24 protein-coding genes and 1 tRNA gene are annotated in these 18,354 nt (G+C 57.7%); 4 read left to right on the top strand and 21 right to left on the bottom strand.

The features are described 5' to 3' along the window. Positions 1–73: 73 nt before the first annotated feature. The 19 genes from J2741_RS09000 to J2741_RS08910 all read right to left on the bottom strand — a co-directional run bounded on the left by J2741_RS09000 (position 74) and on the right by J2741_RS08910 (position 13,374). The gene (locus J2741_RS09000) at positions 74–2,266 is read right to left on the bottom strand and encodes a hybrid sensor histidine kinase/response regulator (protein ID WP_209674942.1); all 2,193 of its coding nucleotides are present in this window, start codon (positions 2,264–2,266) and stop codon (positions 74–76) included. A 267-nt stretch (positions 2,267–2,533) separates the two neighbouring features. Further along, a complete protein-coding gene (locus J2741_RS08995) occupies positions 2,534–3,304 on the bottom strand; it encodes a formylmethanofuran dehydrogenase subunit C (RefSeq protein WP_209674941.1) in 771 nt (256 codons plus the stop codon). Beyond that, positions 3,301–5,001: a formylmethanofuran dehydrogenase subunit A gene (locus J2741_RS08990; RefSeq protein WP_209674940.1), complete on the bottom strand. Its 1,701-nt coding sequence runs from the start codon at positions 4,999–5,001 to the stop codon at positions 3,301–3,303. Before J2741_RS08990 ends, J2741_RS08995 begins: the two co-directional genes overlap by 4 nt. Then, positions 4,998–6,287, bottom strand: coding sequence for a formylmethanofuran dehydrogenase subunit B (locus J2741_RS08985; protein ID WP_209674939.1), 1,290 nt, complete (start codon positions 6,285–6,287; stop codon positions 4,998–5,000). The genes J2741_RS08990 and J2741_RS08985 overlap by 4 nt, the downstream gene beginning before the upstream one ends. Next, the gene (locus tag J2741_RS08980; protein WP_209674938.1) at positions 6,277–6,666 is read right to left on the bottom strand and encodes a molybdopterin dinucleotide binding domain-containing protein; all 390 of its coding nucleotides are present in this window, start codon (positions 6,664–6,666) and stop codon (positions 6,277–6,279) included. Before J2741_RS08980 ends, J2741_RS08985 begins: the two co-directional genes overlap by 11 nt. Next, a complete protein-coding gene (locus J2741_RS08975) occupies positions 6,663–7,271 on the bottom strand; it encodes a 4Fe-4S binding protein (protein WP_209674937.1) in 609 nt (202 codons plus the stop codon). The genes J2741_RS08980 and J2741_RS08975 overlap by 4 nt, the downstream gene beginning before the upstream one ends. Before the next feature lies 1 nt (position 7,272). Next, complete coding sequence (locus J2741_RS08970; protein WP_209674936.1) at positions 7,273–8,361, bottom strand: hydrogenase large subunit; 1,089 nt, start codon at positions 8,359–8,361, stop codon at positions 7,273–7,275. Further along, positions 8,358–8,810, bottom strand: coding sequence for an NADH-quinone oxidoreductase subunit B family protein (locus J2741_RS08965; RefSeq protein ID WP_209674935.1), 453 nt, complete (start codon positions 8,808–8,810; stop codon positions 8,358–8,360). The genes J2741_RS08970 and J2741_RS08965 overlap by 4 nt, the downstream gene beginning before the upstream one ends. Further along, entirely contained in the window at positions 8,807–9,196 is a 390-nt protein-coding gene (locus J2741_RS08960) for a DUF1959 domain-containing protein (protein WP_209674934.1), read from the bottom strand. The genes J2741_RS08965 and J2741_RS08960 overlap by 4 nt, the downstream gene beginning before the upstream one ends. Next, positions 9,193–9,435: a hypothetical protein gene (locus tag J2741_RS08955; RefSeq protein ID WP_209674933.1), complete on the bottom strand. Its 243-nt coding sequence runs from the start codon at positions 9,433–9,435 to the stop codon at positions 9,193–9,195. The genes J2741_RS08960 and J2741_RS08955 overlap by 4 nt, the downstream gene beginning before the upstream one ends. Further along, the gene (locus J2741_RS08950; protein WP_209674932.1) at positions 9,432–10,274 is read right to left on the bottom strand and encodes a respiratory chain complex I subunit 1 family protein; all 843 of its coding nucleotides are present in this window, start codon (positions 10,272–10,274) and stop codon (positions 9,432–9,434) included. Before J2741_RS08950 ends, J2741_RS08955 begins: the two co-directional genes overlap by 4 nt. A gap of 1 nt (position 10,275) precedes the next feature. Beyond that, the gene (locus J2741_RS08945) at positions 10,276–10,479 is read right to left on the bottom strand and encodes a hypothetical protein (RefSeq protein ID WP_209674931.1); all 204 of its coding nucleotides are present in this window, start codon (positions 10,477–10,479) and stop codon (positions 10,276–10,278) included. Positions 10,480–10,484: 5 nt separating this feature from the next. Beyond that, a complete protein-coding gene (locus J2741_RS08940; protein ID WP_209674930.1) occupies positions 10,485–11,141 on the bottom strand; it encodes a hypothetical protein in 657 nt (218 codons plus the stop codon). Then, complete coding sequence (locus J2741_RS08935) at positions 11,134–11,739, bottom strand: EhaG family protein (protein WP_209674929.1); 606 nt, start codon at positions 11,737–11,739, stop codon at positions 11,134–11,136. Before J2741_RS08935 ends, J2741_RS08940 begins: the two co-directional genes overlap by 8 nt. Then, the gene (locus J2741_RS08930; RefSeq protein ID WP_209674928.1) at positions 11,739–12,182 is read right to left on the bottom strand and encodes a DUF2106 family protein; all 444 of its coding nucleotides are present in this window, start codon (positions 12,180–12,182) and stop codon (positions 11,739–11,741) included. The genes J2741_RS08935 and J2741_RS08930 overlap by 1 nt, the downstream gene beginning before the upstream one ends. Further along, entirely contained in the window at positions 12,179–12,418 is a 240-nt protein-coding gene (locus J2741_RS08925; RefSeq protein WP_209674927.1) for an EhaE family protein, read from the bottom strand. Before J2741_RS08925 ends, J2741_RS08930 begins: the two co-directional genes overlap by 4 nt. Further along, a complete protein-coding gene (locus J2741_RS08920) occupies positions 12,415–12,645 on the bottom strand; it encodes a DUF2108 domain-containing protein (protein ID WP_209674926.1) in 231 nt (76 codons plus the stop codon). Before J2741_RS08920 ends, J2741_RS08925 begins: the two co-directional genes overlap by 4 nt. Then, positions 12,638–12,901 carry a DUF2109 domain-containing protein gene (locus J2741_RS08915; protein WP_342452253.1) on the bottom strand — a complete coding sequence of 88 codons (264 nt, stop codon included), beginning with the start codon at positions 12,899–12,901 and terminating at the stop codon, positions 12,638–12,640. Before J2741_RS08915 ends, J2741_RS08920 begins: the two co-directional genes overlap by 8 nt. Next, positions 12,889–13,374, bottom strand: a complete 486-nt coding sequence (locus tag J2741_RS08910; protein WP_209674925.1) for a hypothetical protein — start codon at positions 13,372–13,374, stop codon at positions 12,889–12,891. The genes J2741_RS08915 and J2741_RS08910 overlap by 13 nt, the downstream gene beginning before the upstream one ends. A 1,098-nt stretch (positions 13,375–14,472) precedes the next feature. On the opposite strand from J2741_RS08910, the gene J2741_RS08905 reads away from it, so the two are divergent. The 3 genes from J2741_RS08905 to J2741_RS08895 all read left to right on the top strand — a co-directional run bounded on the left by J2741_RS08905 (position 14,473) and on the right by J2741_RS08895 (position 15,981). Next, positions 14,473–14,557 (top strand) — tRNA-Leu (locus J2741_RS08905). Positions 14,558–14,645: 88 nt separating this feature from the next. Further along, the gene (locus J2741_RS08900; protein WP_209674924.1) at positions 14,646–15,122 is read left to right on the top strand and encodes a putative immunity protein; all 477 of its coding nucleotides are present in this window, start codon (positions 14,646–14,648) and stop codon (positions 15,120–15,122) included. A gap of 373 nt (positions 15,123–15,495) precedes the next feature. After that, complete coding sequence (locus tag J2741_RS08895; RefSeq protein ID WP_209674923.1) at positions 15,496–15,981, top strand: YkgJ family cysteine cluster protein; 486 nt, start codon at positions 15,496–15,498, stop codon at positions 15,979–15,981. Between the two features lie 55 nt (positions 15,982–16,036). Here the strand turns inward: J2741_RS08895 and J2741_RS08890 are convergent, their stop codons facing one another. Beyond that, positions 16,037–16,498, bottom strand: coding sequence for a flavodoxin family protein (locus J2741_RS08890; RefSeq protein ID WP_209674922.1), 462 nt, complete (start codon positions 16,496–16,498; stop codon positions 16,037–16,039). A gap of 171 nt (positions 16,499–16,669) precedes the next feature. Between J2741_RS08890 and J2741_RS08885 the strand changes: the two genes are divergently transcribed. After that, a complete protein-coding gene (locus J2741_RS08885; RefSeq protein ID WP_209674921.1) occupies positions 16,670–17,005 on the top strand; it encodes a hypothetical protein in 336 nt (111 codons plus the stop codon). 17 nt (positions 17,006–17,022) lie between these two features. On the opposite strand, the gene J2741_RS08880 is transcribed toward J2741_RS08885, so the two are convergent. Beyond that, a complete protein-coding gene (locus tag J2741_RS08880; protein WP_209674920.1) occupies positions 17,023–18,186 on the bottom strand; it encodes a hypothetical protein in 1,164 nt (387 codons plus the stop codon). Between the last annotated feature and the right edge of the window lie 168 nt (positions 18,187–18,354).

The following is an 18,354-nucleotide window of genomic DNA, read 5'->3' as shown; positions in this document are numbered from 1 at the left end:
CTATCTCACAGAGTGGCGTACAGATCTGCGCGACTCCGCCCTCGTCGCACCGCTCAACCCTCGGATACGCGAGCTATTCAAACCGGTACGACCCGTGGGGGATGACGATCTCGAACCGGGCGCCTTCACCCGGATGCCCGTTTTCCCGGATCGAAAACTCTGTCATCGAGAGGATCTCACGGACCAGGAAAAGTCCGTATCCTGTATTTTCACCCACACCAGGCTCGAAAATTCTCTCTTTCTGGTCATTGGGAATACCGGTCCCGTCATCCTCGATTATTATTATAAGTCCTTCGTCGGTTGCAATTGCCGATATCTCTATTTTGGTGATTTTTTTTCCGTATTGAAGTGCATTCTCGATAAGATTATAAAATACCTTCTCGAAGAGCGGATCCGCACGAACGAACAGTCCGGCAAGATCCATGTAGATGGTAACCGATTGTAATTCCAGGAGCCCTGCCGAGTTCCGGACGGCCCCTGCCACATCCTGCCAGGACGGCTCCTTCATTCCAAGGTCACGGTAGGCTTTGGTAAAGGTCAGGATATGCTGGATTGCTTCCACCGCCCGTTCCTGCCTGCGGAGGTAGGAATGGATCGCGGGGTCATCGGAAGATTCCTTCATGAGTTCGATGTACCCTGAAACGACGGCGAGTTTGTTATTCGTATCGTGCCGGGTAATCGTGTCCAGCAGGGTGAATTTCCGGTCTGCGATGCAGGCCGGGTCCCGTGAAGGGTCATCCGGAGCAGTTCCCTGACCCGGTCCTGCTGAGGGGGATGTCGCCTCAACCGAAACGATCGGATCCGCCGGAATATTCTCATCGAAATTGCCGGAACCGATCTTTTCCACCAGGGAGTTGTATTTTGCCTCACTCTCGTGCAGGAGGGATTCCTCGCGGAGGAGCCTCTCGCATTGTTCTGCGAGGGCAGAACGGGCGGCATTAAGTTCCCCCAGAACGGCGGTCACCCGTTCGTTCGAGATCGTAAGTTCCTGCCGTGTTCTTTCGAGGGGAGTGATATCCTGGAAGAAGGCAACAAAATAATCTATAGAGCCGTTTTCGTTCCGGACGGGCATGCTCGAGATTCGGACCGAGATCAGGGAACCGTCCTTTCTCCGGTATCTCTTTTCAAACACTGCCGCAGACCTCGATCCCTGGATAACGTCAGAATAACTGTTTAATTCCTTCTCCTCGTCTTCTTCCGGGGTGAATTCCGCCCACGTCCTGCCCACCATCTCATCTGCCGGATACCCGAGCATCCCACAGAGCGTATCGTTCACCTGCACCCAGCGCATCCCGGGAGAGATGATCGCCATACCTACCATGGGAAGGTCGAAATACGACCGGAGCCTCTTCTCGCTCTCCCTGAGTTCTTCTTCGGCCCGTTTCCGTTTCAGGATCTGCCACAATCCTCCCATAAGGAGCGTCACCTGGCGTATATCGGACTCGTCATACTCGGTCTCCTTGTTACCCACCCCGGCAAGCATCATGATCCGGTTGCCCTCGAAGATTGGCACGTTCATATGCCGGGAGATGTGGACGTGTCCTTCCGGGTATCCCTTATTTGCCGGGTTTTCCGCCGCATAGTCGTTGGTGATCACCGGCCGGCGCTGCCTCACCGCTTCTCCCCACAATCCGGTTGACTCAAGCGGATAGAGCAGGGGTTTCTCCCCAATCAGGCACTCGGTAAGCGCCTGTCGCGACCAGGCATACATTGTGAGCATCGAGGTCGCCTCCTCCACGAAGGCAAGGTACCCGATACTGCTCCTGGTGAGCTCGATGGCCTTCTCAAGTGCGTAGTCGCAGATCTCCTTCATGGCTGCACCGTGCATCTGGTGGAGGTCGATAATCGCGGCGAGGCGGGATTCGTTCAATCGGACCTCCTCTTCGGCCTTGTTATGCCGGACCGCCTGGTCTATCATGTTCCGGAGCTCGGCGAACTGGGATTTCGGGTCGCCCCCTTTCTGGAGATAGAACGAAGCGCCGAGGTTCAGGGCTTCGATTGCCACGTGTTCCCTCCCTCTCCCGGTGAAGATAATGAACGGGGTATCGGGATTCCGGGACTTCACTTCCTTGAGCAGGTCGATCCCGTTCATCCCTGGCATCTCATAGTCAGAGACGATGATATCGTAGGGGTGAAGGGCACACATTTCCAGTGCTTTCGTGCCTGATTCGGAAAGGCTGACCCTTATGCCGCCGCCCCGCTCCAGAAAGATCTGGGCAACGTCAAGGATCGCAGGCTCATCATCAACCAGTAGTACCGAGATCATACGTTACTCGCTAATTTTTTCCGATTTACAGGATCAAGCCCGTTAAAAGTCATTGTACCCCGGGCGTATGGTGCGGAAACTGCGTCTCCGGGCCGGTTCAATAGTATGAGGTGCATCCTCCAGCCTGAAATAATTTATTCAGGGTCGATCCGAATTTTTATCTCAAATTCACGATAAAAGTAAGATGAACGGACGATCAACGGAATAATTCCCTCTTCTAACCGGTCCCGGGGCCTCATTACCCGGGAAATGCGAAATTTTTTGGCTTCACTCACGTCTCACCAAAAGGGTCCCTTTCCCACCGCGGTTCGCCATGTCGCCGTTATAGACCTGCACCGCGTAGCTCCTGTCTTCCCACGTCAGTTCCCGGATACCTGCAGCGGCGAACGTGGGAATGATTCGGGCTGCATTTCCCAGGACAATGCAGGTCCCCCCGGTCATGTTGGCTCCGGGACGGGTGCAGGTTCCCCCGATAACCAGGGTGCCCCCCCGCATCTCGATCCCGGGCATATCTCCCGTGGAGCCCCGGATGATTACTTCTCCCCCGGAGAGATACTCGGCGGCATAGTCCCCGGCATTTCCCATTACCTCAACCTTTCCACCGCGCATGCCTCGTTTCTCTCCCCGGTACCCGGCAGCGCAATAATGTCCGGTATTGCCCAGGCACCGGATCGTTCCACCCCTCATCTCGCGCCCGAGCCACGATTCCGCATTCCCCCGGATCAGGATCTCTCCTGCGCTCATGAAATTCCCGCAATGCATTCCGATATCGCCTTCCACCACGATTCTTCCTGCATTCATGTATTCTCCCACCCTTTTGATCACCCCGGTATCACCTTTGAGGATGACCTCGACCTGGTCTGGAGAGACAGCAGGACCTTCCACTGCAATATAGAAGAGATCTTCCAGTCGGCGCTCCTTGTTCCCTTCGTAGACCGTAATGTCCATCCCGCGAAGGAAGTTCTGGGGGATTATATTCTCGGCTTCGATAGGGATTTTCGGCTTTTTCCTCGGTTTTGTTTCAAGCGTGACCCTCATAAGTCCGCCTCGGTCTCGATGCAGATCCCACGGGGGAGATATGTATCCTGCACGGGGTAGTTTCGCATCCGGACCGTATAGTACTGCTCGAATTTTTTCACAAACTCTGGATCGCGGGAAAGGTCGTATTCGGGAGGGACTTTCGGCCTTACCCAGATAGTACTGTTCGCCCCGTCCACCACCACCTCGCCGTCCCGCGCAACGACCCTGCCCCGCTTGATGGTGTAGCGGGTCCTCGCAAACCCTGCGATCACCTGCTGAAACTGGGTGGCCGGATCGAGCTGGTCTGTCTTCATGGGATATATCGCCACATCAGCGAGTGCGCCGGGAGCGAGATGCCCTCTGCCCAGGTCCTGGATTCCCAGGGCTTTCGCCTGTGCCGCCCGGGTCATTACCGCGATCTCGTACCAGTCGAGTTCCCGGTCTATCGCGAAGAGGGGGACATGATGCTCGGTCCTCGGATCGAGCAGGGCACCTTCCTGCTCGCGGAATTTTTTACTCATCAGCAGGGCGATGATTTCGGGATATTTAACGAACGGCGCCCCGTTCGGATTATCCGTGGCGAGAATGCACTGCCACGGATTTTTCGTGAGGAGGGCCAGTTCGAGCCCTATGGCCCACATGATGCAGTTCACCAGGCTCTTCCTGGTGTAGTACACAGGGATGATCCCTGACCCGGTCTCCAGCTCCACATCGTGGTTGCTCCACTTGTTGTGGTGGAGCATGTAGAGCTTGAACTCCATGGGCCCGTCCGCGGTCATGGTGGTGGTCCTGCCGAACATGATCTGCCCCATGTCCATGACCACCTGCGGTTTGGCGTTCACCGCCTTCGTGACCTCCTCGCTCCGCGAGTCGATGTCCCTCCATGTGGTCCCCCCATAGGAATGGAACTGCACATGGGTCAGGTACAGGCTCTGCCGCTTCGGGTTGAGGTCCGGGGCAAGCGCGATGGTTTCCAGGGTCGTCCGGTGATTCCCCGGCACCCCGAGATTGTTGCAGTGGAGGTGTACCGAGTGGGGAAGGTGTAACAGTTCATTCGCCCGGATCATCGTCCCGATGATCTCCGCGGGGGTGACCCCGAAGTGGGGGACTTCGTCGTGGATCCCCGCGAGGTCCTCTCCCCACCCCCAGGCCTCGGTCCCGCCGGGGTTGGTAAGCTTGATCGCAAACCCCTTGACCGCATTCAGGATCCAGGCAACCACCGCAGCCGCCCGTTTCACGTCCTTGTCGAGGACCGCTTCCATAATCGACCAGTTCCCGTCAAAGAGGGTGTTGGCCATCATGTCCTGGTGGGGAGTGGCGGTGAACTCCTCGTGGGTGTGCCGGGCTTCCAGCGGGGCCATGGCTCCCTCGAGGACCATGGTATATCCCATCGCACTGTACCGGTAGGAATTTCCGAACGTCGTGGGCACGCTGTACCCGGAAGTCACGTGCATCCGGCCTTTCCGTGCGGTCCTTCCTGCCCTCATATCCTCCGGGCTCATGTACCGGCCGAAGTTCACCTTCGTCCCGCAAACATGCGAATGGGAGTCGATGCCCCCGGGAAGGGTGAGATACCCCTCCGCGTCAATCACCGGGGCCCGGTCCGAGACCTCTTCCACGATCTTTCCTTCCCGGATGGGGATATCCATGATCTCTCCCCGGATATCGTTTATCGGGTCTATGACGTAGGCGTTCCTGATGAGAAGTTCGGTCATGGTCCTTTCTCCCGCGCCACGATGGCGTAGATACGCTCCAGGATTTCGGTATCGGTGGGGTACCTGCTCGGGAAAAGCGATCTCGTCCGGATGGGTACCCCGTCCATCCGATATGCAGTCCCCTCCGCATCTATTCCGGTGACCGCAACCGGGATCTGGAGGTGGCTTAAGTGAGTGGTCGCGTTTACGTGGGGATCGATCTGGATGGTCGGGATAGAGGCGAGATGAGCGCAACAATCACGGGGAAAATGTGCGCCGGGATCACTCGCGACGACCAGGCAGGCGTCGCACTCCCCCCGCTTCAGGATATCCACCGCAGTGGTCTCGCCGGGGTTGTAAAAGGCGATTCCCCGGGCGAAATCGACCGCGTAGGGGTAGCCGGATATCCAGGTGAATACTTCGTTCGAACCATAGACGTTCCAGTGACCCCGCATGGGGGAGATGGTGAACTTCGTGTGCCGGTTCAGTTCCTCGGTAAGCTCGATCGCGTTCCTGATGTTCTTCTGTTTGCCCGGGGACATTGTCAGGCCGAGCCCGAAGAATATCGCGCCGAACCTTGCCGCTTTACACAGGTCCGCGACCCTGAAGAGTTGTTCCCGTGAAACTCCCGAGACCGATGCAGGGACGAGCGCCCCCTTGCCCCTCACGATTGCCCTGAGTGCGGAGAGTACCTCGTAATCTCCGCCCGGGTCAATCCGTATGAATTCATCCGCGATATTCGAGGACTCCGTCTCCCGGATGTCGACCACGATCACCTTGCGGTCACGGAAGGCGTCCTTGAGGAAGAAACCATCTGCGTAGGTGGTATACCGGCTCATATGACGGGGGTGGGCGTCGATAGGATTGCACCCCCAGTAGATGAGGAGATCCGCCCGGTTCTTCACCTGTCCCAGGGTGCAGCCCGGGTGGCCCACCTCCTGGATGGCCATGATGGATGGGCCGTGGCAAACGGTCGAGGTATTGTCGATCACCGCCCCCAGGAGTTCCGCCAGGTGAACCCCGACGCTTTGCGCCTCTCCCTGCGTCCCGCTCCAGCCGTAGAGAAGAGGGCGGTCGGCTTCAAGGAGCACCCGCGCCGCAGTCTCGATCGCCTCGTCGTACGAAACGGGCGTCCATTCCTTTCCTGTCCTCCGGATAGGGTGTCCGAGCCGGTGGTCTCCCATGAACTTCTCCTGGGCGAGGGTGCAGCCGTTCTCGACGCCAATCACACGTTCTCCCTCCACCTCCACCACCAGGTCGTCGCAGAGGCACCCGCAGAACGGACAGATCACGTCCTCAACCTTCATAGCGCCACCCTCCGCAGGACTCCATCAGCTCCCATATCTCGGCGATCCTTTCGTCGGTGGGGACTATCTCGACCACCGTGGTCTTAAAATCGGGCATCCCGGTCCCATGCGTCTCGGTACTTATGATGTGGTTTGCGAAGGGCCCGAGGCAGACGAAGACCTCGCCCTTCCGGAGTCCCGGTTCAGGCACCCCCCTCATGACGACAGTTCCCGCCGGTCCGGTCACCATGACGTTGGCGCCTTCCTCGATACCAAGTTCCATCATGTCCACCGGGTTCATCCTGCAGGAAGACGCTTCGTTCCTGTAGGCCGGGCTGTTCTTCCGCTCAACGAACGAGCCCTGGCGAATCGTCCGGCCCGTGTTTAAGAGGAATTTCATGGGGCCTCCGGGTTCTGGACCGCTTCGAGCAGGCGCGATACCCTGATCGCTTCGTTCGGGCAGTGGTTCTCGCAGGTCTTGCAGCCGGTGCATTTCTCCATGTGCAGGACCTCGCTCTTCCCCGCGTTTACACGGAGCAGGAGCTGATCGGTGGAAGCCTTTCCCCCATGGGACATCTGGGCGTCGATCACCTTGTTCACCGGGCAGGCCACTGCACAGTTCCCGCACCCCATGCACTTGTCAGGGTCGATGTCTATCCGGAAGGAGAACGAAAGGGTGGTATGTTCCCGGTGGATCGTGTCCAGTATCCTGCCGCTCCTCAGCACGCCGTGAGGGCAGGCCTCCACGCACAGCCCGCAACGGATGCAGTGCCCCTTGTGGATGCGGGGCTCCCACTTCTTCCCCGAATGGACCACGTCGATGGCGCCGGGTGCGGGGCACGCCATCATGCAGAAGAGCGAGTGCTGGCAGAGCTCCCCGGTGAGTTCCGGAAACCCGCGGAAATACGGAGGAGTCTCCAGCGGAGCGGTCTTTGCTGCAAAAAAATTCTTTACCCATTCTATGCGGGCGAAATGCGAGAGGTAGTAGACCAGTGAGAACGGCATGTCAACGCTCCGTGCAGGCGATGCAGGGGTCCACGCTGACAAAGGTCGAGGTGACGTCGGCGAGCGACGTCACGTCCACGATAAGGTAGTGGCAGCAGGCCTCGATGTTCATGATGGAAGGCGTCTGGATGGAGATGTCCAGCACTCTTCCCGCGGCATCGGTCTTTAAGAAGTAGGAGAGCTCTCCCCTGGGCGCCTCCCCTGCGTAGGCAATCTCCCCGGCCCCGGGTATCCCTCCTCCCCGGACAGGGCCGGGGTCGAGCCGCTCAAGGCACCTGCGGATGAGCCGGATACTCTGGAACACCTCCTGGAACCTCACCATGATCCGGGCATAATTGTCCCCTTCTTCCCGGTATTCGGGGGAGAACTCCAGCGCCCGGTAGGTGGGATGGCGAAGCCTCAGGTCTATCTCCGGCATATTGCTCCCACGGGCGGTCGGCCCTACCACATGCGCCTCGATCGCCACTTCTCTGGTCAGGATGCCCACTCCCCTGCTCCTTGTCGCGATCATAGGGCCACCCTCGAACATCTTCATGAACCGGGTGACATCCGCCTCGATACGGTCGATAGTTGCGGAGAGGCGCCGGGCATCTTCAGGCCTGAGATCGAACCTAACCCCTCCCGGGACTATGTAGGCACAGGTCACCCGGGCCCCGGTGATCAGTTCCAGCATGTCCATGACCTTCTCCCGGACATCCAGGAGGTACATCGCCAGGGTTTCGTGTTCGATGGTATAGCAGTAGGAAAAGTTCGCCAGGGTATGGCTCTGTATCCGGTCGAGTTCGTTTACGATCACCCGGAGCAAGGCCGCTCGTTCAGGAACTTCTATCGCGCTGATCTTCTCCAGCGCCTCGATGAAGACCATGTTGTGGATCACGGAACAGATACCGCAGACCCGTTCTGCAAGGAACATCACTTCCTGCCAGGGCCGGCCTTTCATGATCCGCTCGATCCCTTTCTTCATGTAACCCAGTTCCATCTCGGCGGACAGCACCCGCTCCCCGGAGGTCTGGCACTTGATCCGGGCGGGTTCCTTGAAGCAGGGGTGGATGGGCCCCATGGGGATGGATACGTCCACGGTCTTTTTCATCGCTTCACCTCGAAATCACGGAACACGATGGGTGCGACCGCAAGCACCGCGGCCAGGATCTCGGTCGGGCGGGGCGGACACCCCGGCACCTCTGCGGCGATGGGAATGTGCTTTGCCACGGGAGGGTCGATATACGTGTGGGGACGGTTGAACAGGCAGCCCGATATCGGGCAGTTCCCTATTGCGATCGCGGCCTTGGGCTCGGGAATCTTCTCCCAGAGCGTCGCGAGCTTCTCCTCCCATCCGGGGGTGTATGCGCCGATAACCAGCAGAATGTCCGCTTCCCGGGGGTTGTTGTGGACGTATATCCCGTACTGCTCGATATCGTAGCGGGGTGAGAGACAGGCGAGCACCTCGATATCGCACCCGTTGCAGGATCCGACATCGACGTAGCTCACGTGGATCGACCGGGACCGGACATAGTTCTTTATCGACTGCAGGAGGCTCATCCTGTGATCACCGTGCCGAGGAATTTCTTTCCCTTCATTACCGCCTCGTCCGCCGGTATTCCCTCCGATATCCAGGTATCGATCCTGTCGAGGGCGCGATTGATCTCGTTCCCGGAAAACAGGGGGATGTACTTTGTATAGAGCGCTCTTCCCAGCATTTTTGCCTCCTCGTCGTCGTCATCCGGATCCTTCTTCCCGGCCTCGTACCGGGCGGGCAGGTTCTCCAGGAGTATCATGTCGAAATGTTCGATCAGGTGCTTCCGCAACTGCTGGACCCCCACGCCAAGATCAAGGGCTATCGCCCGTACCATCGCGTCGTGCCTGCAGCTGATGAGGATGGAATATTTCATCCCCACGAGGTCTTTTTCATAGAGATACGCGGTCATACCATCCCCCCGTAATGAAGCGCCCCATATACCACGAACAGCAGGACGGCCACCCATATCACCAGGTATTCCCATTTTTTCAGGGGTTCTTCCTCTCTTGACCAGAATGCCCCTACGCCGATCAGGTAGATCACCCCGACCGCCAGGCCTTCCCCTCCCACCGACTGGTTCTGCACCAGTTGGACGATGTTGATCAGCAGGTAAAACGCCCCGCCGGCAAGGATTATCTCCCGGATCATGCGAACCACCCCAGCCAGGCTACATACCCGAGCATCACCACGGTGATCAGGGTCTGGATGGACACGCTGTCAAACGGGGCGAGCATGGGAGTCAGGGCACAGACAAACGAGTAGGTTATAATCAGCACCACCATTGCGAGGAGCAGCCACCAGATCGGAAGGCCGCCGATAAAGATTATCACGAACGCCATCAGGAGCACGTAGGTCTTCAACCCGTTGCATACCTCAAGTCCTGCCCGCCATACCCCGAAGTGTTCCGTCTTGTATCCCGAGACCAGTTCCTTGCTTTCCACGATCGAGAACGGCCCGAACGGCATTTTGGAGAGGATGACCAGGTACATGGCCACCGCGGAGAGCGGGACCACCCAGAGGAGGGGCCCGTGCACCGCCTGGTAATCGATGATATCAGCTATGTCGAGAGACTTTGTGAAGAGTGCGATCCCGGCAACCGAGACAAAGAGGGGAATCTCCGAGGCCGCAGAGATGACCGAGCGTACCCCTCCGAACTTCCCGTACGGCGATCCCGAGGAGAGCCCGAACCCGTGCTCCACGATCTTGTGGAGCATATAGATCCCGAAGAGAATGAGGAGGCTCCCGCCGGCGAGCACCACGAAGAACGCCGCCGTCCATATCCCTATCGCGATCAGCACCACCGCAACGAACAGGGTATCGCTCGCGGTCCGGGGAATCCATGTGCTCTTGAAAGAGAACTTGAGCATGTGGAGGATCTCCTGCCATACCGGGGGGCCGGGGCGCTGCTGGATCCGGGCGATAACCTTACGGTGTAGGCCGAGCAGGAGCAGGCCGAAGAATATGGCAAACACGAGATACGGAATCATGCTAGTACCCTATGAACGGAATATCAGGCTCGTTCTCCCGTGCCATCCACCACAGCCCGAGTGAAAGGACGAACAGGGGGACGGCTGCCACCAGGACCGCTTCGTATACCCACAGAGGTATTATCTCCAGGAACGAGAGGATCCATGCGGCGAATGCTGTCCCCGCTGATATCCAGACCATCGCAGCTGCAGTCGTTTTTTTCATGCCTATCACACCGTCAGGACTATCTCTATCACCCGCAGGAATATCAGCAGGGAAGAGAGCGAACACATGATCACGTAGGGGGCGCCCGGTGCCCGGAACATCTCGGCTTTCGCGGCATAGAACGGGGCCATCCCTTCTCCCATCACCCCGAGGGTTATCAGGGCTTTCACCGCCAGCGGCACCTGCGAGACGGGCATGGAAGCGAGCTGGATCATCGAGAGCGTCCCCGTGGTGGCGGCGACCATCGCGGCCCCTGCAAAGAGGGGCATGGTCGCGGCAAGTGCCACCATACCATACTGGAAGGCCGCTTCCTGGACGTGCCGGTTCTTCACCGCCCCGACGATGCCCACGTTCGTGATCCCCACCAGGGAGGTGAACAGGGCGAAATCGAAGATATCCCCGGTTACCATTGCACCCATGGTTGCAAGCCCGCAGGCTATCGCCATGAACCGCCGGAACTTCAGCTCCTGCACGGGGGTCTCCTTTGCGACGAATGCATCCCCCCCGAACACGATATCGAGCTGCCGCTCAGGCCGGGCCAGGATCGCGAGCACGGTAAACACCAGGGCAAGGATGAAGAGCGTCGCGGTGAACGGCGTGAAATAAATCACGATGTCCCCGAACGGGACAAGGAAATAGGGCACGCCTCCGAGGTTACTCATTACGCCCACCCCACATGCTCCCCATGAGCGACAATTTCGCGGTGACCTTGAGCAGGATTGCGATAGCTGCGAGCATCAGGGCCAGGTACCAGTACAGGGGGAAGAACATGAAGATGAAGAACGCGAGGATCCACACCGCCCAGGTGATCCCGCTCGCCATCTCCACCAGCGCAAACCGTTCCTCCTTCTCCCTGGCCATTACAAAGAAGATCACCCCGAGCCCTGCGATCCCCCCGCCGGTGAACCCTGATAGGACCAGGCCGTATGCTACCAGGAACAGGGCGAGTATCGCCGGTGCATGCGACCGGGTGATGACCTCCACACCCAGCCGCTTCACCGGGCGATCGGAAAGCCCCTCTTTGGTGATATAGATCTGGGAAAGCGCAAGCAGCTCTGCGATACCGACCACCAGGCCGGGGAGGATGAGCGCCTCGGCAAGGTCGGTGCCCAGAAGTGCGATCACCGCAAGCGACGGGATCTCCACCAGGTCGATTATGAGGAGGCGGTGAAGGTCGTCTTTCTCTCTTATGAGCGCCAGGAATGCGATTATGGCGGAGACCAGAACCACCGCGAGCCCGACCGAATACTGGTCCCACATCAGGACCTCCTCCGGAAGAGGTAGGACCCGATGGCGAACGCAATGAAGAGGATGGTGGTTTCCACTACGGTGTCAAGCCCCCGGGTATTGTAGAGGATCTCATCCAGGATCCCCCCCGGATGGGAGACGATTGTTGTCCCCAGATACATCGTGGTGTCGGCGAGCCATTGCGAGAACGGGGTGAGATATGCGGTCACGTACCCTGCGTACGGAGAATTTTCCGGATACTGGAGCGCGATGTGGGCCTGGGTGAACGGCGGGCCGCCCCGGTCGTACGGGTTGAGCGGGCTGCTGGTATTGATACTCTTGGGGTAGAGCTGGGGCTCGGCATAGGTATAGGGAAGGCCGATCAGGACGAGAATAATCACCGCGATGCTCACCAGGGCAAAGATCATCAGGAGGTTCTCATAGTTCGAGAGCACACGTGAGATCCTCCCGATCATAGTGCCCCCTCCTTCTTCTGCAGAACCCGGGCGAAGAGGTAGACCGTAAGGGTGGTCACCCCGCCGAATGTCAGGAGGGCCAGGGCTTCGTTGTAGGAGAGCATCACGAGGAGCACTCCCCACCCGGGGATCTCCAGGTTGATAAGCCTTGCGAGGTAGGTCTTCTCCCTCGGAAACGCCACGGCGATTGTCCCGACCAGGATAAGGAACAGCCCCAGGACAAATTCGGGGGTCATTGCGGTCCCCTCCTCATTGCCATCAGGATGAAGATGGTGGAAATGGGAGCGATGAGCGCTACCGCGACTGCGACGTCGAGCAGTCCTCTGTCGGCGATGAAGGGAATCGCCCCTCCGATCATCAGGGAGAGCGATATCAGCTTGTTATAGGGGCTCTTCTCCCGGATTGTTGCCAGGGCACCGATGACGACCAGTGCCCCGAGCACGAACGGCAGGTACTCATTCATCCCCTTCACCCCCGGCGAAGGTGCTTGCGATAGCATTGGACTCGAGCGTCGTGCCCACAAAATAGGCGGCGGCAGCGAGGATCGCGAGCGGGTGGGGGATAATGAGGACTATTATCCCCGCCACTGCAAAGGACATCACGTTCAGGTAGGGCAGTTTACGGAGGGTGTTTTTTTCAAGGACCACCCGGACCGCCGCATACACCGCGATGACCGAACACACAATAAGTGCCAGGTCAGGAGGGGTTATGACCTCCACCTCCACAGGGTCCCGAGCAGCCGGCTGGCATGCACGTGGGAGAGCCCCTGGATGGTGAGAATGGCGATCACCATCCCTGCGATGAAGTATGCGGCGGAAAACCCGGCCAGGGTAAATGCATAGATAACGAATGTGGCGAGCACCGCACCGGTTGTACCTGCATATCCGGGGTCATAACAGATGCGGTTCCCGATGTACACCAGCAGCGCCGCAAAAAGCCCGCCCGGGATTCCGGCGATATAGACACCGCACGCCGCGAGGAGCGTCCCGGCAGATGCATCGGGGGACGAGACGATATTCCCCATCATGGTGCCCCCGGAAAGAGAGCCTCCCTCCCCCTCTACGGCCTTCGCGATCCCGGTGGCTCCGCTCACACCTCCCTTCAACGGGAGCCTGAATATGATATCCACCGAAACGAAAAGGATCCAGGAAACTACCGCCGCGACACACAGTTGGGCGAGGTCCTCAAGCATTCACCTGATCTCCACTACAGACAAGTACATGAAGTGACTGCATAATCTTTTCTGATTGGAACCAATCGTGCCAGTAATTGCCCTTCAATATGGGCCCGGTAAATGAAAAATATACCCCCGGAATGCGGTTCCCTCGCCCGGCAAATCATTACGCGCATATGAGTAATAATAACACCCCGTGCGATGAACGGCGGGGGCCGGGGATGATTATCTCAGGATGGATGCCATTACATTTCCGGGGGGGCATACTCTGTCAGGTATCGTTCCGGCGCCGGGGTTTCCGAAGTCCGCCCGGGCTTTTCAGGAGAGATTTTGGAAAGGAAAGGGAAAAGGACCAGTTTGGTTGGGATTTTGAACCCAGGGGAGTTTGTGAGGGTCCTTCATGTGCTGCAGACTATCTTTTCTCCTCTTTCTCGTTTTTCATCGAAAAACGGAAAAGAGTACCATATATGTTACTTTTGCCTGGTCCCGATTGCCGCTATCGCGGTTCGTACGTCTTCGATCTCCAGTTTGGCAAGTATTTTCGCTCGTAGGAGGGAAACGTCACTGACGGACATTATTATCCCCTGATCGAAAGGTGGCGAACGGTCAGGATCTCTTCTTTGTCCGATATTTCCACTGGCGTTTCTACTTACCATATTTGGTCCCAATCTGGTTTCGACGCCCGGCCGCCCCCGGTGGTGCTGAGATTGCAGGGTGCGACCGTATTCGTTCTCGTCCAGGCCATCATATATGGCATATTTCTATTAAATCTCCTTGCATATAAGGATTGCGCAGAATAATAATTCTACGATAAAAGGATGTCGATCCTGACATATGGCTTCTCCCTTCAGGAATAGGACAGATCGGCATGGAGAACGCGATGCGCAATATTGCGTAAAAAAATTCTGCGTCAAGGAACATACACCTCGGGTAAGTTTCCCGAGGTAACGTTCCGCCCGGGTGAAACGAAAATATCCGGGGTCAGACCAAGGGGTTGAAATTTGTACCCGGGAGGAGTATACCTCGTGTCCGAACATATCGGGCACCGTTTAAAACCGCCGGATTCAGAGTCTTATACTATTAAATGATACGAGAACCATTATTGATCGACCTTACGCGGGGGTTGCCGAGCCTGGTCAAAGGCGTGGGATTTAGGGTCCCATCTCGCAGGAGTTCAAGGGTTCGAATCCCTTCCCCCGCATGAACATATCATCCTCCCGATGATGGATCGGGGTGCAGGGGCCGGTACCCGATTACCTGCAGACAAGGAAGAACCGAATAAAATTGATATGAAGAAGCCGATAATCGCAAAAACGAGCCTGGACCAGGAGATAGAGGAACTCGCGGCCGGGACCGGCCAGAACACGCTGGCAATGTGGGCGGCCGACTGTGCCGAACGTGTGCTTCCATATTTTGAGCAGAACTTTCCGGATGACCGGCGGCCCCGGGATGCCATCGAAGCGACACGGGAGTGGGTCCGGACCGGGGTGTTCCGTATGTCCGACGTCCGGAAGACCGCTCTTGCGGCCCATGCCGCGGCTCGTGAAGCACACGAGTATGACCCGGCCCGTTCCGCCGCCCGGGCCGCGGGCCATGCAATTGCGACCGCTCATGTTCCCCGTCATGCGCTCGGTGCCGCGCTCTATGCAGCAACCGCCGTTCGGGATGCCGCGGATCCATCCGATGCAGGATCCGCCACAGACCGAGAACGGGAATGGCAATATCGGCACCTGAGGGAACTGCGGGAGACCGGGAATTCCCCCTGATATTTCCGGATAATTTTTGACACAATTTCCCTGTTCTCTCCGGTCGTATGGCTACTTCTTCAATATCCATACCGCCATGCCTTATGAGATCTCTGAAAGTGGGATTCTCGTCGGTTTATTTCACAAAGGCGCTCCGCCTTAATGAAATAGCATCGATATTTCCGCTCCATTGAGGGTATAGGTCTCATCATGAGGGTAAATGCTGCCACGAGGACCGGTTGCCCGATACTTCCCATTCCTTTAAGAGGATTCAGGGCAGGACGGGCAATATTCGTCGGATCTTACCGGCCGGTTCATTTCCCCTCACTTACGTTTGTTCATTCGTGGAGCTGCTTTTTTGGATATCCCGTTTCCATATAAGAGAGGAGCACTCATGGCTGTCGAATGTTCCCGGTGCGGCGAGTGCTGCAGCCATATGGGAATGGTATACCAGATAGCCGAAGTCCTCGGGGATTACGGGTTCCTGGTCTCGAACCTGTATACAGGGGCACGCTATGAGGTCAGGATCGACCGGGACAAAATTCAACTCTTTGAACGGCGAATGCCCGGTCGCGCGGGCCCCGAAGCCTGTCCCTTCCTGTACCTGGCCCCTGAAGGTGAGGAATCCTCCTGCACCGTCCACCAGACCAGGCCCGACGTATGCCGGGAAGTCTTCTGTTGCAGGATGCTCATCACCGATCCTGGGGGGAAAAGGGTGGGAAGGGTCATGGGAACCCGCCACCTTTGCACAGATGATGCCCGCCTTGAAGAACTATGGCGGAGCCGGATACGGACGGAAGATGAACCGGATGACGACGGTATCTGGGAGGAGAGGGTGGTCCGGATTCTCACGGGTGAAAACTACAGGGTACGGCGGTGAGGCTACCCGGCCCAGCCGGTTCCGGCCTCATCGACACGGAGAATACATATGGTAGTCACCGTTGCCCGTTCTGTTCCACCAGTCTCCGTGCAAATAACCCGGCTTCCCGGAGGTCGTCCTGATCCGGCCTTCCCTTGTTTATTCCCCCGAAGAGCTTCAGCAACGAGTAGGTGTCAAAGCCCTTGCAGGAGAACTCTCCGACAACAAGAAAATCCTTCGCGAGAAGCGTCTCCTTCAACCTCCTGTGGAATCCCGGGCCTCCCCGTCCGCTTGTCGAGAAAATAAATGCTTTTTTTCCCTTCATCGCCGGAAGCGAATCTACAAGCGCGAACAATGCCTTGTGATGAGACCCGAAGTAAATCCCCGAACCGAACCCGATAAGATCGTAGACCTCGAGCGCTTCGGGGGGCGTCTCGCCCGTTTTCACGAGGACCGCCCCGAGTTCATCTGCCATGGCCCGTGCGACCTTCGCGGTGTTGCCGTGGTGCACCGAAGAGTATACAATGACTGACTTCATCCCGATCTCTCCCTGCCCTTTCGATCTGATAGAACTTGTGGAGTCCGGTAACCGGGACTATTCTCTCCCGGGAAACAGATCAATGGAGTGCGGCCCGCGGGATGGTTCGTCCTCATCCCGGATGGAGCCCGGCAGGGATATGTAGAGGAAGAAAAAATAGTCACCCGCACTATGACGAACGATCCTTCCGGATCCCTGAAAGCCCTGATCGAGAAGTATACCGTGATCTCGTTCATCCCCGATATCGACCATTATCGCCGTATCGTGGTGCCGAAGCGAGGGAGCTGCATCTTTCGGGGATGCAGGGAACCCATCGCATGGGAAGATGCCCGGGGGAAAAATTTCCTCTGCGAGAACCATTTCAGGGTGATGCAGCAGTGGATCCTCGAGGCGAGGAAGGGACTCATCCCGGGAGGGCAGTCCGAATCGTTCCGGGTGCTGGAAGATTTCGTGAACCGGACTGAACCGGAACCCGGGGACCTTTTTCCCGGGGAGGTCAAAGACTGATCATCCGATCTTCAGTTTTAAAGAAATTCTGCGAGTGTGGCCTGTTTCTCCCGAAGGAGCGACCTGAGCAGAGGACTCTCCCGGACAAACCGGTCAGCAGGAAGGATGAAATCCCGTGCCGTTGATTCCAGCGCGGATTTGAGGTCTTCGAACTCTTTCGGAGGTGAGAGCATCGCATGCCGTACGTTCTCCCGGACGTTGAATACCCCGAGCGGGACATACCCGCTTCTCGCCTCCCTGAGTATGATCGCCCCCGCCTGCCGCTGTTCCCGGGCCAGGGCCTCGAGCACCGCCATCTTGCACGAGTAATAGCACCCCCCGACCGAGGAATATTCTTTCTTTCCCCGGTGCCCCTCGTGGTCCGAGAAGACCATCTCCTCGTTCCCGAGTATGCGGAGGAAGGCCTCGGTCCATTCGTACTGCCAGGGTGTGGGGATCAGGATTACCGCATACCGGTTGTTAAGGCTGGAAAACTCCCGCACCTGGACCGAATCGATCACCTGGTTCTTCTTCACCTGGTCCAGGAGGGAATCGCCGATCATGGTGTCGCACGCGGTGATGGACCAGCGGGTGGGGACCATTCTCCGCGAATCTTCAACCCCGAGGGTCCCTATGGAGAGCGCCTTCTGGATGCTGGAGAACGGCAGGCCCTGGCGGTAGAGATCCAGCACCGCGTCTTTTGCCCGCAGGTCGGTATCATGGTAGGCCCGTTCGAGGTGCTGCTCCCAGCGTACGTGTTCTATATCGAACCGGGTAATGTCGCCGCTGGGACCATAAGGGGTGTGTTCATCCGAGAGCGAGACCCCCCTGGGTTCCGATGAAAAATCGGCTTCGCTCTCGATCGAAGCATCGGCCATCGCGATCTCCTGCAGTTTCCCGACGAACCGGTCGTCGAGATCCCGCACGTCTACCTGCTTTTTACCACGCACGAGAGAGAGCCGGAACCTTATGATCTCTTCCTGAGTCCGTTGACCCGGGATCCAGGACTCAGGGGTATCGAGGATACCCGTATCCCCGTGCACCGGAGCGATCATGGGGCCGGCGTATACATTCGGGTAGTTCCAGCTGCCAACGAAGACCGAAGGTGGCGAGCTCCCTTCCAGGTGCTTTCCGACCTCGACCGAACGCATTTGGGTCTGTGAAGTGATCTTCTTCAGGTAGGCCCCTTTTCCCAGTGTCACCTGACAATAATTCTTCCTCCATTGATAAAATACTGGGTATTGCGGTGGGAAAGTGGCACTGCCGATGTATCGTGGCGGGCTGTATGAATGTTCCCGGAACGTTCCGAAATACTTTTATCGCCATCTACAATACAGGAAAACTGCCGCTGAGATGGTGAACATAACGCT

The organism is Methanolinea mesophila, assembly GCF_017873855.1.
Lineage (GTDB): Archaea > Halobacteriota > Methanomicrobia > Methanomicrobiales > Methanospirillaceae > Methanolinea_B > Methanolinea_B mesophila.
This window is presented reverse-complemented; position numbering and strand designations above follow the sequence as displayed.

Coding starts and splice junctions, on each gene's coding strand:
- J2741_RS08895 (WP_209674923.1), top strand. CDS start 15,496: ATGGCTGTCGAATGTTCCCGGTGCGGCGAGTGCTGCAGCCATATGGGA.
- J2741_RS08885 (WP_209674921.1), top strand. CDS start 16,670: ATGACGAACGATCCTTCCGGATCCCTGAAAGCCCTGATCGAGAAGTAT.
- J2741_RS08935 (WP_209674929.1), bottom strand. CDS start 11,739: ATGTGGGACCAGTATTCGGTCGGGCTCGCGGTGGTTCTGGTCTCCGCC.
- J2741_RS08925 (WP_209674927.1), bottom strand. CDS start 12,418: ATGACCCCCGAATTTGTCCTGGGGCTGTTCCTTATCCTGGTCGGGACA.
- J2741_RS08995 (WP_209674941.1), bottom strand. CDS start 3,304: ATGAGGGTCACGCTTGAAACAAAACCGAGGAAAAAGCCGAAAATCCCT.
- J2741_RS08960 (WP_209674934.1), bottom strand. CDS start 9,196: ATGACCGCGTATCTCTATGAAAAAGACCTCGTGGGGATGAAATATTCC.
- J2741_RS08975 (WP_209674937.1), bottom strand. CDS start 7,271: ATGCCGTTCTCACTGGTCTACTACCTCTCGCATTTCGCCCGCATAGAA.
- J2741_RS08940 (WP_209674930.1), bottom strand. CDS start 11,141: ATGAGTAACCTCGGAGGCGTGCCCTATTTCCTTGTCCCGTTCGGGGAC.
- J2741_RS08980 (WP_209674938.1), bottom strand. CDS start 6,666: ATGAAATTCCTCTTAAACACGGGCCGGACGATTCGCCAGGGCTCGTTC.
- J2741_RS08910 (WP_209674925.1), bottom strand. CDS start 13,374: ATGCTTGAGGACCTCGCCCAACTGTGTGTCGCGGCGGTAGTTTCCTGG.
- J2741_RS08900 (WP_209674924.1), top strand. CDS start 14,646: ATGAAGAAGCCGATAATCGCAAAAACGAGCCTGGACCAGGAGATAGAG.
- J2741_RS08890 (WP_209674922.1), bottom strand. CDS start 16,498: ATGAAGTCAGTCATTGTATACTCTTCGGTGCACCACGGCAACACCGCG.
- J2741_RS08990 (WP_209674940.1), bottom strand. CDS start 5,001: ATGACCGAACTTCTCATCAGGAACGCCTACGTCATAGACCCGATAAAC.
- J2741_RS08930 (WP_209674928.1), bottom strand. CDS start 12,182: ATGATCGGGAGGATCTCACGTGTGCTCTCGAACTATGAGAACCTCCTG.
- J2741_RS08985 (WP_209674939.1), bottom strand. CDS start 6,287: ATGAAGGTTGAGGACGTGATCTGTCCGTTCTGCGGGTGCCTCTGCGAC.
- J2741_RS08965 (WP_209674935.1), bottom strand. CDS start 8,810: ATGAGCCTCCTGCAGTCGATAAAGAACTATGTCCGGTCCCGGTCGATC.
- J2741_RS08920 (WP_209674926.1), bottom strand. CDS start 12,645: ATGAATGAGTACCTGCCGTTCGTGCTCGGGGCACTGGTCGTCATCGGT.
- J2741_RS08945 (WP_209674931.1), bottom strand. CDS start 10,479: ATGAAAAAAACGACTGCAGCTGCGATGGTCTGGATATCAGCGGGGACA.
- J2741_RS08955 (WP_209674933.1), bottom strand. CDS start 9,435: ATGATCCGGGAGATAATCCTTGCCGGCGGGGCGTTTTACCTGCTGATC.
- J2741_RS08950 (WP_209674932.1), bottom strand. CDS start 10,274: ATGATTCCGTATCTCGTGTTTGCCATATTCTTCGGCCTGCTCCTGCTC.
- J2741_RS08970 (WP_209674936.1), bottom strand. CDS start 8,361: ATGAAAAAGACCGTGGACGTATCCATCCCCATGGGGCCCATCCACCCC.
- J2741_RS09000 (WP_209674942.1), bottom strand. CDS start 2,266: ATGATCTCGGTACTACTGGTTGATGATGAGCCTGCGATCCTTGACGTT.